General features: G+C 48.8%; 12 protein-coding genes and 3 tRNA genes. 7 read left to right on the top strand and 8 right to left on the bottom strand.

All coding sequences use genetic code 11. The annotated features are described in order from the left end of the window. Window positions 1-60 precede the first annotated feature (60 nt). The 3 genes from HMPREF9439_RS11470 to HMPREF9439_RS11460 are packed head-to-tail and all read left to right on the top strand — an operon-like array spanning window position 61 to window position 4,854. Window positions 61-465 carry a hypothetical protein gene (locus tag HMPREF9439_RS11470; RefSeq protein ID WP_008810142.1) on the top strand — a complete coding sequence of 135 codons (405 nt, stop codon included), beginning with the start codon at window positions 61-63 and terminating at the stop codon, window positions 463-465. Window positions 466-525: 60 nt separating this feature from the next. Beyond that, window positions 526-1,278 carry a Nif3-like dinuclear metal center hexameric protein gene (locus HMPREF9439_RS11465; RefSeq protein ID WP_008810141.1) on the top strand — a complete coding sequence of 251 codons (753 nt, stop codon included), beginning with the start codon at window positions 526-528 and terminating at the stop codon, window positions 1,276-1,278. Between the two features lie 36 nt (window positions 1,279-1,314). After that, window positions 1,315-4,854 carry a hypothetical protein gene (locus HMPREF9439_RS11460; RefSeq protein WP_008864982.1) on the top strand — a complete coding sequence of 1,180 codons (3,540 nt, stop codon included), beginning with the start codon at window positions 1,315-1,317 and terminating at the stop codon, window positions 4,852-4,854. Window positions 4,855-4,895: 41 nt separating this feature from the next. Here HMPREF9439_RS11460 and mscL read toward each other — a convergent pair whose 3' ends face one another. Beyond that, window positions 4,896-5,357: a large conductance mechanosensitive channel protein MscL gene (gene mscL, locus HMPREF9439_RS11455; RefSeq protein WP_008810139.1), complete on the bottom strand. Its 462-nt coding sequence runs from the start codon at window positions 5,355-5,357 to the stop codon at window positions 4,896-4,898. Window positions 5,358-5,557: 200 nt separating this feature from the next. Here mscL and HMPREF9439_RS11450 point away from each other — a divergent pair, with 200 nt between their 5' ends. The 3 genes from HMPREF9439_RS11450 to HMPREF9439_RS11440 all read left to right on the top strand — a co-directional run bounded on the left by HMPREF9439_RS11450 (window position 5,558) and on the right by HMPREF9439_RS11440 (window position 6,722). Continuing rightward, the gene (locus HMPREF9439_RS11450; RefSeq protein WP_008810138.1) at window positions 5,558-6,163 is read left to right on the top strand and encodes a glutathione S-transferase N-terminal domain-containing protein; all 606 of its coding nucleotides are present in this window, start codon (window positions 5,558-5,560) and stop codon (window positions 6,161-6,163) included. 10 nt (window positions 6,164-6,173) lie between these two features. After that, on the top strand, window positions 6,174-6,560 hold the full coding sequence (locus tag HMPREF9439_RS11445) for a ClpXP protease specificity-enhancing factor (RefSeq protein ID WP_040603664.1): 387 nt from the start codon (window positions 6,174-6,176) through the stop codon (window positions 6,558-6,560). 87 nt (window positions 6,561-6,647) lie between these two features. Beyond that, window positions 6,648-6,722, top strand: a tRNA-Thr gene (locus tag HMPREF9439_RS11440). A 77-nt stretch (window positions 6,723-6,799) separates the two neighbouring features. On the opposite strand, the gene prmC is transcribed toward HMPREF9439_RS11440, so the two are convergent. The 3 genes from prmC to hemA all read right to left on the bottom strand — a co-directional run bounded on the left by prmC (window position 6,800) and on the right by hemA (window position 10,080). Next, window positions 6,800-7,603, bottom strand: coding sequence for a peptide chain release factor N(5)-glutamine methyltransferase (gene prmC / locus HMPREF9439_RS11435; protein ID WP_040603662.1), 804 nt, complete (start codon window positions 7,601-7,603; stop codon window positions 6,800-6,802). Between the two features lie 2 nt (window positions 7,604-7,605). After that, window positions 7,606-8,688 (bottom strand): peptide chain release factor 1, encoded by a 1,083-nt coding sequence (gene prfA / locus HMPREF9439_RS11430; RefSeq protein WP_008810135.1) that lies wholly within the window; start codon window positions 8,686-8,688, stop codon window positions 7,606-7,608. Window positions 8,689-8,784: 96 nt separating this feature from the next. After that, window positions 8,785-10,080, bottom strand: coding sequence for a glutamyl-tRNA reductase (gene hemA / locus HMPREF9439_RS11425; protein ID WP_008810134.1), 1,296 nt, complete (start codon window positions 10,078-10,080; stop codon window positions 8,785-8,787). A gap of 195 nt (window positions 10,081-10,275) precedes the next feature. On the opposite strand from hemA, the gene HMPREF9439_RS11420 reads away from it, so the two are divergent. Beyond that, complete coding sequence (locus HMPREF9439_RS11420; RefSeq protein ID WP_240141135.1) at window positions 10,276-10,776, top strand: hypothetical protein; 501 nt, start codon at window positions 10,276-10,278, stop codon at window positions 10,774-10,776. Here HMPREF9439_RS11420 and HMPREF9439_RS11415 read toward each other — a convergent pair. The 4 genes from HMPREF9439_RS11415 to HMPREF9439_RS11400 form a co-directional block, all read right to left on the bottom strand. Then, window positions 10,733-11,503, bottom strand: coding sequence for a hypothetical protein (locus HMPREF9439_RS11415; RefSeq protein ID WP_008810132.1), 771 nt, complete (start codon window positions 11,501-11,503; stop codon window positions 10,733-10,735). The genes HMPREF9439_RS11420 and HMPREF9439_RS11415 overlap by 44 nt on opposite strands. Window positions 11,504-11,593: 90 nt before the next feature. Beyond that, window positions 11,594-12,172, bottom strand: coding sequence for a TMEM165/GDT1 family protein (locus HMPREF9439_RS11410; RefSeq protein ID WP_008810131.1), 579 nt, complete (start codon window positions 12,170-12,172; stop codon window positions 11,594-11,596). Window positions 12,173-12,370: 198 nt separating this feature from the next. Beyond that, window positions 12,371-12,446: transfer RNA gene (locus HMPREF9439_RS11405), tRNA-Phe, on the bottom strand. A gap of 85 nt (window positions 12,447-12,531) precedes the next feature. Beyond that, window positions 12,532-12,607 (bottom strand) — tRNA-Phe (locus HMPREF9439_RS11400). Window positions 12,608-12,700: the final 93 nt, after the last annotated feature.

Genomic DNA, 12,700 nt, shown 5'->3' with positions numbered 1-12,700 from the left:
AATCCGGAGTCAAATCTCGAGTCAAAATACACAGAACAGAATTTGAGGAGTAATAGATAAATGACTGAAGAAGTTAAGACTGAAGCCGAAAAGGGCCAGGAGCAGATGGACGCGGCCAACCTTTTCCGCGAAGAAATTTACACCGACAGAAAGATCGGTGTGATTCGCTGCCTGGTGCCCGTAACAGCTGAAGGCAAAGTGGACGAAAGCCGTAAGGTTATTTATACCGGCGAAGCCCAAATCATGACTCAGATGGGCGCTCTTCCGATCTCCTTTGATATCGAGGCCGATAACCTCGCAGCCGCTGTCGCAAATTACCGCGAAGCCGCCAAGGCCGGCGTCGAAAAGACCATGAAAGAGCTGCAGGAACTGCGCCGCGCAGCTGCAAGCAAGATTGTAGTTCCGGGTCAGCCCGGCTTTACGCCTCCGGAAGGTGCCGGCGGCAGCGGCTTAGTTATGCCGTAATTTGGTCATGATGTTTAAGACTGCCGGGACTCCCGGCAGTTTTCATCTGGAAAGAAGCTAATGAAAATTCAAAAACTTCTGGAAGCGCTCAACGAACTGTTGGAGCCGGAAAAATTTCGAGACTACTGTCCCAACGGCCTGCAGGTTCAGGGCAAAAAAGAGGTCAAGAACATCGTGTGCGGCGTTTCGGCCTCAGAGGCTCTCATCAATGAGGCTGTGAAGAGGGATGCGGACACAATTATTGTTCACCACGGCTATTTTTGGAAAAACGAAAATCCGAGGATTATCGGCATTAAAAGAACGCGAATTAAGAAGCTGTTAGAGCACGACATTAATCTCATTGCCTATCACTTACCTCTTGATGCGAATGAGAAAGTAGGTAATAACCACGAGCTCGGACGCTTGCTGAAATTAAAAGATGTAACACCCCTTCCGGACGAACCCCTTGTCTTGCAGGGAGAGTTTGACCCACCTGTAACAATTGAAAAACTCACTGACAAACTAACCGAGGTACTCTGGAGGGTACCCTATGTTGTGCCCGTAGACTCTCCCCCTTCTATACGAAGAGTTGCTTTTTGCAGTGGTGCGGCACAAGACTATCTCGAAAAAGCGGCAGACGCAGGCGCTCAGGCCTACCTGAGCGGCGAGATTAGTGAACGCACGGTTCTAGAAGCAAGGGAATTAGGAGTTCCGTATTTCGCGGTCGGCCATCACGCAAGTGAGACATTAGGGATTCGAGCACTATCGCAATGGTTAGCTACTCGTTTTCCACAATTAAATGTCAGCTTTGTGAACATCGACAACCCGATATAGATTGAACGCGGGGCTGACTATATACGGAGCAGCTACATGCCGCGAAAAAATATTTCGGACATGCTGCATCGGTCTGTTGCCGGTGCAGTTCTTTTATCTATTTGCCATTTTGCTGCCGCAGAGGCGGTTAATACTAAGCCCGATAAGTTTAACTTTTGGGAATCGGAAGACTTGACTTGGTGGTCAGAGGAAAGCACTGAGGAGGAGACCGAAAAATTTCTGTCCGCATTTTCACAGGGGACGCCCGTCCTCACAAATGTTGAATGGGATGTTGCAGAGCAACTGATCAACGATCTTCAGGAAGATCTTCCAAAGCTCAAGTACGGTTTTATCAATGAAGGGGTGGAGTCTGCTCTTCTAACATTTAGCTCTCACCATGTCTCAATTTCAAGTTCGGAACCAATTACGATAAATCGAGAACTAGATTTAAAAATATTGGATGTAAACCACGAGGGATCCGCTTCTCGTGTTCTAGGAATCCAGACAATACCTGACAGCCAGTTTCAAGTAAATTTTGAGAAGGCCGTTAATTTAGAAATTCAGAGATTGAACGGCACAGGATTCCTCGCAATAAGTGTGGCAGATGGCACGGAGCTCCACTTTTTGGACAAACTTACTGTCAAAGACTACAGCTCAGCCCCTGCGTTGCTGGTTCAAGTTGGGGAACATACACGGAACTCGGTCAGATCTCTCTTTCAATTGAGTGGCCCTTCTTCGTTCAAGACGCTCGGGACGGCTTTTAATCTCGAATCTTCCGCATGCTTGAAAGCCTCCTCTTCGCTTAATATAGAAGCTGGAAAAGTTTTCACAGGGAATGGAAAGGTCATAGCTGATGGGGCAGAAGTTTATTTAAAAGGGGATCTAGGCGACTTCGGAGGAATCTATCAGCAGATAGGCGGAACTCTTGAAATTGTTTCTGATACGCAGTTGAGACATGAGAGTTGGAATCTTGCAGATGTCCAATTTACTTCAGAGTCGAAAAATATTTTCACGGTGTCGGCCAAGGACTTTGTCTCTGACATGTCTGTGGGCGCGACGCTGTTATTCGGAGAGATTGCTGAAAAATGGTCCAAACCCTTCTCAAAAATTACTCTGACCGATGAAAAAGCTTCTCTTGAATACCTCAACAAAGCCTCCGACGCCTATAAGAAAGCCGAACTGATTTTTACCGGAGAAGTTTTTATCGACGAGAACAGCGGTTACATCCACAAAGTCACTCTTAACAATCACTATGGATTGTTGGATAAGCCGAATATGGCTCTGGCTTCTGTTCGCTTAGATCTGGAAGGAAGCGACAAGCTGACTGGCCAAACAATCCGCATTGGGTCTCTGACGTCTGGCAATACAAATCACTTAAAGCTCAACAACTCCGACATTGCCCTTTACGCTCCGGGTCCGGTTGCTGCAATTGATGAGAAGATCAAGATTGTCGGTTTAACCAATTCTTCGAGCTTAACGATTCACGGAATAACGGAAGAAAGCAGAGGAAAGACCGGAAAAGCGCACTTAACGGCTGCGGTTTACGTTGAGGATGGCAGCAAACTGAATTTTTCGGGTTCTGTTTTAACCTTCGAAAATGCCCTGATCGTTAACGAAGGTGAAACAAACTTCAAAGAGCTTTCCAATACAGAACTGCACGCTTCACTCTATCAAACGGCCGGTAAGTTAGATGTTGGTGCCGGGGCAGAAGTCCTGAGCGATAAATCTGTTGAAGTGACCGGCGGAGGGATGAATGTTGCCGGTGTCCTTACCTCTAACACGCTGGTCGTTCAGAATGCCGAAGCAAATGTGGCCGGTTCTCTGAAGACAGGTACGTTAACTCTTGGAACAAAAAATAAAGGTTTGTCTCAGACAACTCTCAGTCTCACAAAAGGGGGGCAGGCACAATTTGATCAGGCCGAAATTTTTGGTTCCAATATTTCTATTGGAGGTGCCCCTGACTCCGAACAGAAAGCTTCCTTATATCTTAAGAAATGGGAGGGAAGGGATAATCAGATCAAGGTCGCTAACGGAGGCGTGCTGATTCTAGGAGACGATGCATCAGGAGATGGAAACGGCTACGGAGTTCCTGAGACTTTGTCCATTCTGGAGCAATTTGGCAATCCTTCAAAGGCTGTTCTGGTCGTAAATGAAACCCAAGTTCTGGGTAATGGAAACATTATTCGTCTTGGCAATGCAGCTACAAGAGCAGGGGAAACTGGTGTCGTGTTTGGGGGAGGCAGTGCGCTGCTGATGCGCGGTCGAGCAGATGCTCCTGTATTTACTTCTGCCGCAGACGGTTCTCTCTCCTTCCAGCCGAATAGCTCGATCTTTGTGGTGGATCCATTCGGAAGCAATCAGCTGACGGATACGACTGTTTCGGAAATCAACGGAAGATCCGATGTGAACCTCGTGTCGCTTAACCCTAATCTCTCCCTGAAACTGGAAAATGTTGCAGGAGAAGGTTGGTTCATTAAGCACGGAGAAATCAATTCTCAAAACTTTGTCTATCCGGAGCTTCAGGGCTGGCTCTATGACAACCCGGAAGGTTTTACAGTCGACTCTTTGAATGCGGCCCAAAAATTCTTTGCTCGCGTGGACAACGAAGCTTACTTTAACCCTCAGCAGTCTCATAAACTGATTAAGGAAGCGACACAGCTCGGCTCTCTGTTAGGTACTCGATTAAATACGCTCCGTGTTCGCGGAGAAAGTATGAAGAAGACGCTTGGGGAACTTCATACCATCATGGAAAAGAAAGAACCGGGCATTTATATGTTTGGCGACGTTGGAGGCGGTTTATTTTTCTCAAATAACCTCGGAGGCTACCTCGGCTCTTCAAGGTACCGCGCAACCTCTGAAACCGTGCGCATAGGAGCCGCCGGGAAAAATGCGGCCGGTCTAAGCTGGTCTGTATCTCTTGACGGCGGTCATGTTTCCTCGAAGAGCAGACATACGGTCTTGGACGCGTCCGGAAAGCAAAATATTTTCGGCCTTTCTCTCTCCGTTGGTAAGAGATTCGAGAAAATCTCCGCTGCATTGAACGGCAGCGTCGGTCACTCCAAAGGGAAGATCACTTCTTCTTTGCCTGGCTCGATGCAGATGGACAAACTGAAGACGCGCGTCCCTGAGACGTTATTTAACGTCGGAGGAGATGTCGCTTATGCATTGACAGATGAGCTCTCGATCGCAGCCTCTCCCCAACTGTGGGTGTTTCCTAAAGCAACGGAGAAGACATCCATCGGCTCCCAGAATGCCTTTAGACTGAAGAATAAAGCTCAAGTGTTTGCAGAGGTGCCGTTGAGTCTGAGAGGAAGCTGGACGATTCCTTCTGCAGCGGATACAAAAATCCGCCTGAAGGGAGAACTGGGCGGATCGGTCAAAGTCGGGAAGTTGTCGAAGGAGTCTCGCTTGTTTGCGGTTGGAACTGAAGCGAAAGAAGATATATCTCAGAAGAACTTCCGCCGTTGGAACGGTTTCGGAACTATGGCGGTTTCTGTGAAACAAGGACGCTTCGAAGGCGGTCTGGCTGCCTCGGCAGCAACCGGTGACGGCAAGCTCGATGCAGCCTTGACGGCAAGAGCAAACTGGAACTTCTAAAACAAAAGGGAGGCCGCAGCCTCCCTTCCCTCTATAAAGAATTATTTCTTCTTGAGCTCTGCCAAAATTTCTCTTAAGAGAACGATATTTTCCGGAGTCGGAGGAGTGGCTTTTTCGGCTTCAAGCTCCAGCTTCCTGCGCATGGAGGAGAGGGCTTTCAGCATGCAGAAGATAACGAATGCCAGTAAAAGAAAGTTAATAACGGCGGTAAGGAAAGCACCGTAGCCCAATACGTTGGCGCCGGCCTTGGTCAGTGCATCGTAAGTCATAGGACCGGTGTAGTCGGCCGGCATCTTCATGACCCAGAAGAGATTCGTAAAATCAGGCTTGCCGATAAGGGCACCCAGGATCGGATTGATGATGTCTTTTACCAACGAACTGATGATGTTGTTGAAGGCGGCACCGACGATCACCGCGACGGCTAAGTCAACGACATTTCCTTTCGAAATGAAAGCCTGAAATTCTTTAAAGAACGTGGTGGCTTGTTTCTGAACTTTTTCCATAATTTTTCTCTACTGGAGCAACGAAACTTTCTTAATTATGCAATTAAAAAATTCTCTGAAAATAAAGTGAAGGTTTATTTTGGGAGTTCGTTGGGAGACAAGGCCTTACGGGTAAAAATTTGGGATTTTTTCCCTAATCGTTTAGAATCTTAGGGCCTTGACATTTTGATTTATTTATATTTTTTAAGAGAGAACGGCCTATGATGGTTCTTTACTCAGGCAGCACTGATCCTTTTTCTCAGCGTTGCCGTTTTGTGCTTTTCGAAAAAGGAATGGATTTTGAAATCCGTGACATTGATCTCTATCACAAGCCTGAAGACATCAATGTGATGAACCCCTATGGCGAAGTTCCGATCCTGGTTGAAAGAGATCTCGTTCTTTACGAATCAAACATCATCAACGAATACATCGATGAGCGTTTTCCTCATCCTCAGCTGATGCCGCCTGATCCAGTTGAAAGAGCCAGAACTCGTCTTCTGTTGTTCAATCTCGAACGTGAGATCTTCAAGCACGTTCACACTTTGGAAAACAGAGCTAGCTCCGACGAAGCTCGTGTTAAGGCGAGAGAAGCCATCCGAGATCAGCTGACAGGTTTAGCACCGGCTGTTGCAAAAAAGAAATACCTCATGGGAGATGAGTTCTCCATGCTGGATATTGCACTTGCCCCGCTTCTGTGGCGTTTGAACTACTACGGTATCGAACTTCCTCCTGCCGGAATGCCTGTCCAGAAGTACGCCGAAAGAGTTTTCTCTCGTCCTGCCTTCATTGAAGCTCTGACTCCGTCTGAAAGAGTGATGCGCAAGTAGAAGAAAGAGAATGGCCAATTTACCTTCAATGACTCCGTACCTCATTCGCGCTTTTTACGAATGGAGCGTGGACAACGATTTCACTCCCCAGCTTTCTGTTTTAGCTGAGCCGGAGGATTATCGCGTCATTGTGCCGTCCAACTATGTGACGAACAATGAAATCGTCCTTAATATTTCCCCGACTGCGTGCGACAGCCTGCAGCTTGGAAATGACCTGATCACCTTCAAGGCCCGATTTGCCGGCAAGGTTGAGTCCATCTCCATTCCTGTTGATCGAGTTAAGGCGATCTTTATCCGCGAGGAAGGATACGGTATGCGTTTTGATGTTGAACCCATGAAAAAGCCGAAGATGAGCGGGGACCAACCGAAACGCGGGTTTGTGAAAGTAGAGGACTAAAGCCCTCGATTCTTACATCTCTTTACTTCTTTAGGCCTGAGTTCAACACAAATTCAAAAAAATGTGTAGAATTCAGGTTCTCGGTTAGCCCGCTTAGCTCAGTGGTAGAGCAACCGCCTTGTAAGCGGTAGGTCGTCTGTTCAAGTCAGTCAGTGGGCACCACCAAATTCTTGTTCTCGTCAGAGGTTCTGAGGGGGACTCAAAAAGCTCCGTTAATCGGGGCTTTTTTCATACCCAGACTAATTTTTTATCCAAGTCGTGAAGCGCGGATTGTTTCCGTAATCCCAGAAGGTCGCAGACCCTTTAAATCCATTTTCTTCAAAAATACTCCGAACGGCCTCTCCTTGATTCCAGCCGTGCTCAACAGCGATCAACTGCACCTTGGGCGCCTTTCTCTTTATTTGCGGAAGAATGGTTCTATACGCAATTAAACCATCGGATTCGTCGGTTAAAGCGCTTCTCGGTTCATATCGTAGAGCGTCTAAATGCTTGTCGTCTCTTTCGATGTAAGGCGGGTTAGAGATGACAGCATCAAAAGATAATTCAGCCGGATAAGGATCCAGCCACGAACCTTGAACAAGCTTGACGTCGGCGCCTAGAGCCTTGCAGTTGGCTTGGGCCACCGCCAAGGCACTTTCCGAGAGATCTGAGGCCCATACCGTGAGATCAGGCCGTTCTAAGGCTACGGTGGCGGCAATGCACCCGGAACCCGTGCCTAAGTCGCAGACAAGAGCGTTTTTGGGGAGATGTTCGATGAGCCACTCGACGAGACACTCAGTGTCAGACCGAGGAATCAGCACCGACGGATTGACAAGAAAAGGGCGCGCGAAAAACTCCTGTGTACCGAGAAGGTAGGGGAGCGGGACACCCTCAGAGCGTTTTTTTGCGATGTCGTTAAGTTTGCGTTCTTCGTCAGAAGAAAGAACTCGATCGTCGTGAATGAGTTGTGCGGCTTTATCCATACCGCACACGTGCTCCAGCATGAAACTTTTATCAATCGAATCCAGCGAGCTGGAGAACAGCCATTCACGGACGGTCGTCAAAGTTATTCTCCTTCGGCAAGAGCAGCCAGCAGCTCAGCCTGATGCTCGGTCGTGAGCGGAGAGATCAGGCAGTCTAGATCTCCGTCCATGATCGAATCAAGCTTGTAAAGCGTCAGGTTGATGCGATGGTCGGTAACTCGGCCCTGCGGGTAGTTGTAAGTGCGGATACGTTCGCTTCTGTCTCCGGAACCGATCAGAGATTTACGCATGCTCGATTCCTTAGCCTGAACTTCGGCGACTTGGGCAGCGTGAATACGTGAGATCAGAACGCCCATGGCTCGCTCTTTGTTCTTGTGCTGGCTTCGTTCGTCCTGGCACTCGACCACAATGCCCGTAGGAAGGTGTGTAATACGAACAGCACTTTCTGTTTTCTGAATGTGCTGGCCGCCGGCGCCGGATGCGCGGTAAACGTCAATTCTGAGTTCGGAAGGATCGATGACGACATCGCCGATTTCGTCGGCTTCCGGGAGGACGGCAACCGTGCAGGCAGAGGTGTGTACGCGGCCCTGAGACTCGGTTTCCGGAACACGCTGTACGCGATGGCCGCCGCTTTCAAACTTCAGTTTGGAATAAGCGCCTTGGCCTACGATTTTCACAACGATTTCTTTGTAGCCGCCTAAGTCGGAAGGGCTGGCAGAGACAAACTCGACCTGCCATTTTTGACGCTCGGCGTAGCGCGAATACATTCTGAACAAATCTCCGGCAAAGAGTGCGGACTCGTCACCGCCCGTGCCGGCGCGGATTTCCAGATAGATGTTCTTCTCGTCGTTAGGATCTTTCGGAAGCAGAAGGATTTCCAATTCTGAAGAAATCTGCTCGATTGCTTTCTTTGTCGCTTTGATTTCCTCAGAAGCGAATTCCTTCATCTCTTCATCGGAAAGCATTTCCTCGGCAGCAGCAAGGTCTTCTTCTGCTTGCTCGTATTCTTTAGCTTTTAAAACAACAGGTTCAATTTCCGCTCGTTCCTTAGAAAGTGCTCTGAATTGGTCCATATTGGATGTGACATCGGGATCTTGAAGATTCTGGTCGATCTCTTCAAGTCGTCTGACCAGTTGGGTCAGCTTGGAGCGCATTGTGTCTTTCATGTCTGTGTCTTTAACCGAGTTCGTTCGATTTTAGTTGAAATATCAACACAAAAAGCCTTCAAAAGTGAAGGCAGATATCGCTAAATTTTCGCACAGCTAGCGATGATGGATGTGGTAGTGATAGAAGCGATCAAGCAAATGCAGAACCTTTTCGTAGTCTTCCTGCGAGAGGTTGGGATCATTGCGCAGTACCGTCAGCGGATCATGAATGAATTTCTTCATCAGACCGTGGGACATGGCTTCCAAAATTTCGTTGGCGTCGCCGCCTTTTTGAATGGCTTTTTTGGCTTTTTCAAGCTCCATCATACGGAGGGCGTCGGCTCGTTCCTGAAGACTCAGAATTTGAGGAATGGAGGAGCGAGTCGTCATCCAGCACTTAAATTCATCGACTTTGGTTTCGATGAGTCTGTCGGCCTGCTCGACGGCAGCTTTACGTCCCTGGATACCCGACTGAACGACTTTTCCGAGATCGTCAACGGTGTAAACGTAAACTTCGTCTAAATCATCAACTTCGCGTTCAATGTCTCTGGGAACCGCAAGGTCGATCATGAAGATCGGACGATGCTTACGGCGCTTCAGTGCACTTTGAACCATGCCGAGACCGATGATGGGAAGCGTGCTGGCCGTACAAGTGATCAGGATGTCGTATTTCGGAAGAATTTCCGGGAGGTCGACGAGTCCGACAGCTTTTGCACCGATCGTTTCCGCCAAAGCCGCCGCTCTGGCGACGGTGCGGTTTGCGACGGCAATGTTTTTCGGTTTCTGTGCGCAGAAATGAGCAGCACAGAGCTCAATCATTTCTCCGGCACCGACAAACAAGATGCTGGAGTTTTCTAAAGAACCGAAGATGCTCGAGGCGACTCGGACGCCGGCAGCTGCCAAGGATACGGAGTGAGCGCCGATCTCGGTTTTAGAACGGACTTCTTTGGCGACCGCAAATGTCTTTTGAAAAAGGTAGTTCAGAAATACGCCTAGGCCATGGTTTTTCTGAGCAGTTTTCACTGCCTTTTTCATCTGGCCGACGATCTGGGTTTCGCCCAACACCATTGAATCCAGACCTGAGGCTACTCTGAAGGCGTGGCGAGCGGCGTCGTCATTTAAGAACACATAGAGGTGTTCCTCAAGTTCATTGAACTTCACGCCTTTGCTTTCGGCCAAGAACTCTTTCAGTTTTTTGGAGGCAAGTTCGGAGTCTTCAGCCGCACAATAAATTTCCGTGCGGTTACAGGTCGATAAAATCGCGACCTCTTTGATACCGCCACCGGCAGGATTTCCGAGCATGGCTCGAATCTTTAGGTTTGCGGTGTCCAGCTCTTCAGAAGAAAAAGCAACCTTCTCTCTCAAAGCGAGAGGAGCAGTGTTATGGTTCAATCCCAGGGCGAAAAGATTCATCTTTCTATCTATTGTGTCCAACAGCGCCGCTTATCGGGCGGCCTGACTAAAATAAGTCGGACCATTTGCGCAGCTTAGTTATTAATATTAAAAATAGAGCATTATTTATGCCTTAAGTTTAGTCGCTTAGGCAAGGATGAGAGTATGAGGGCTTTGACCATCTTTAAACAGAAGGATTTACCTGCAGAGACAAAATTGAAGGAAATACCTCCGGATGAGCAGGCAATCCTCGACTGTATCGCTCGTACAAAAAAGTTTGTAACGCAGCGTGCCTTAGTGACAGCGGGTGCTAGTGCCATCCCGATACCCGGCATCAACGTAACGGTGGACGTGACGATGCTGATATCCATTCTTAATTTCATTAATCAGGAATTCGGGCTCACGCCTCAGCAAATTCAGCATCTTTCGACGGACAAACAGGTTCAGCTGTTTCAGCTGATTACCGTGACAGGAAGCGCCTGGGCAGGGAAACTGATCACGAAGTCCTTAGTCCTTGCCGTTCTTAAAAAGCTGAGCATTCAGCTAACGGCTGCACAGGCAGCAAAATGGCTGCCGATAGCGGGCCAAGCTGCGGCTGCGGGTCTCTCCTTTGCAGCCTTGAAGTGGATTGGAAATCAGCACATTCAAGACTGCGCCAGAATCGCCAGACTCTTTAACGAGGAAGGGCGCCCGCGTTCCCGGCAGACTGCGGATTGAATTTGGCCGCAGGCTGAATTTGGTAATTCGGCATACTGACCGGAATCAGAAAGCCGTTGTTCAAAATTGCCTGAAGCACCATTCCGACGTACTCCTGCAGCGCCTGAGTGATCGGTGCTTGGTTACTTACCGTAGAGAAAGCTCCGGTCCATAAAACTGCGCCGGTTTTTACGCTGACGAGTTCGGTATTGGACTCGATGATGTTTTGCTGTGTGATGGAAGGCGGAATAGCCCAGCCGCCCCAGAAAGGATCAGGTCCGAAAGGACCGCCCCAGGGTCCGGGACCCCAGAAAGGATCCGGTCCCCATGTCATTCCCGGGTCGTAAATCACATTGGTTTTGGTACCCGTTTGGTGGATTGCCAAAACATTGCTCGCCTTGGCTAAGCGTGCGGCACTGAAAAGAGCACTGTAATTCAAACCACCTCCCAAGATCGTTAGGTTAGAGGCCTGAGGAATCGCACGGTAACTCGGTGTACTTGGAATCCCGTGTAACGCTAAGACATCGCAGGCGATGTCTTCGAAGATCCGGCGGTTCGTCGGATTCTCGACAACAGCAGCTACTAACAGACCGGTAATGGTCTTTTGCTCGAAGGTTGCAGCCGGATCAACCCATTGAGCGGTTAACTGGGTAGGGTTGTTGTTTTCCGGCCCGACGGCACAGCCGCTTAGCGCAAGCAGCGAGATCCCCGAAAATAAAAGCCCTGCGAATAATTTTCGAACTGACATGAGGATGTGCTCCTATCTGTATCACAGAGAAAGTTTACTCGACGTGCAAAGAACTGCAGAGGTACAAGTCTGATTTGAGACAAGCGCACACTACAGCTCGGTAGGCGTGTATTCAAACGCGGCCAAAATACCGATCGTAGCAAACAGGACTGCGGAGGCAATGCGGATGAGTTTGACCGGAATTTTTTGGGCGAGCTTATCGCCGATCCAAACAGCAGGAACGTCAGCAATCAGCATACCGATCGTGGTGCCGATGACCACGAGAACCGGCGTGGCGTATTTGACGGTAAGCGCAACAGTTGCAATCTGAGTTTTATCGCCCATTTCCGCCAGGAAGAAGGTAATAAACGTCACGCCGAAAACGCCGAATCGCATGGAGTGGTTTTTCAGTGCATCGTCATCGCCTTTGTCCGGAATAAGAATCCATGCCGCCATGGCGAGGAACGAACCTACAATGATCCATTTAATTACTTCGGGGCTGAAGACGTGGGTAATCCATGCGCCGAGCGCGCTTGCTAGGGAATGATTAAAGATTGTTGCGACCAAAATGCCGAGAATAATCGGCGTCGGCTTTTTAAATCGAGAGGCGAGAAGGAAAGCGAGGAGCTGAGTTTTATCTCCCATTTCAGCGAGCGCTACGGCTCCGATGGCAACCAGAATGGCTTCCATGAGTTTTCTCCTATCCGGCCAAACACAATGAACTGTCGCCGCGCCGGAAGCGTTCGAAAGTTCATCGGTCTCGCCAAGCGCAGACAAGCGCCGGAACTGCCATGGCTTTGCCAAGTTTGTTGACAGTCCCCAGGAGGCTACTCCCCGAGTTATAAAAGAACTGAGCCCGAGGCTTTTGGCATCGGGCTCAAGAAATCCTGGTGGCTAGAGGCGGAATCGAACCACCGACACACGGATTTTCAATCCGTTGCTCTACCAACTGAGCTATCTAGCCGTCTCTTAATCGAGAAGACGAAATATACAGGAGTTTTTCTAAATGCGCAACTGAATGTTTGAAAATTCAGCGTCAAGAAAAATTCTGGTGGCTAGAGGCGGAATCGAACCACCGACACACGGATTTTCAATCCGTTGCTCTACCAACTGAGCTATCTAGCCGTCTCTCAATCGAGAAGCAGCACTATACAGGACTTTTAAAGAAAAATCTTGCGGTTGATCTACCTGAAATTTTGCGCTTCTAGATCTTCATTA

The organism is Parasutterella excrementihominis YIT 11859, assembly GCF_000205025.1.
GTDB lineage: Bacteria > Pseudomonadota > Gammaproteobacteria > Burkholderiales > Burkholderiaceae_F > Parasutterella > Parasutterella excrementihominis.
This window is presented reverse-complemented; position numbering and strand designations above follow the sequence as displayed.

Bases quoted from the DNA above. Each gene is read 5' to 3' on its own strand.
- mscL (WP_008810139.1), bottom strand. From the start codon at position 5,357: ATGGAAAAAGTTCAGAAACAAGCCACCACGTTCTTTAAAGAATTTCAG.
- HMPREF9439_RS11410 (WP_008810131.1), bottom strand. From the start codon at position 12,172: ATGGAAGCCATTCTGGTTGCCATCGGAGCCGTAGCGCTCGCTGAAATG.
- prfA (WP_008810135.1), bottom strand. From the start codon at position 8,688: ATGAAAGACACAATGCGCTCCAAGCTGACCCAACTGGTCAGACGACTT.
- HMPREF9439_RS11465 (WP_008810141.1), top strand. From the start codon at position 526: ATGAAAATTCAAAAACTTCTGGAAGCGCTCAACGAACTGTTGGAGCCG.
- HMPREF9439_RS11415 (WP_008810132.1), bottom strand. From the start codon at position 11,503: ATGTCAGTTCGAAAATTATTCGCAGGGCTTTTATTTTCGGGGATCTCG.
- HMPREF9439_RS11470 (WP_008810142.1), top strand. From the start codon at position 61: ATGACTGAAGAAGTTAAGACTGAAGCCGAAAAGGGCCAGGAGCAGATG.
- HMPREF9439_RS11460 (WP_008864982.1), top strand. From the start codon at position 1,315: ATGCCGCGAAAAAATATTTCGGACATGCTGCATCGGTCTGTTGCCGGT.
- HMPREF9439_RS11450 (WP_008810138.1), top strand. From the start codon at position 5,558: ATGATGGTTCTTTACTCAGGCAGCACTGATCCTTTTTCTCAGCGTTGC.
- hemA (WP_008810134.1), bottom strand. From the start codon at position 10,080: ATGAATCTTTTCGCCCTGGGATTGAACCATAACACTGCTCCTCTCGCT.
- HMPREF9439_RS11445 (WP_040603664.1), top strand. From the start codon at position 6,174: ATGGCCAATTTACCTTCAATGACTCCGTACCTCATTCGCGCTTTTTAC.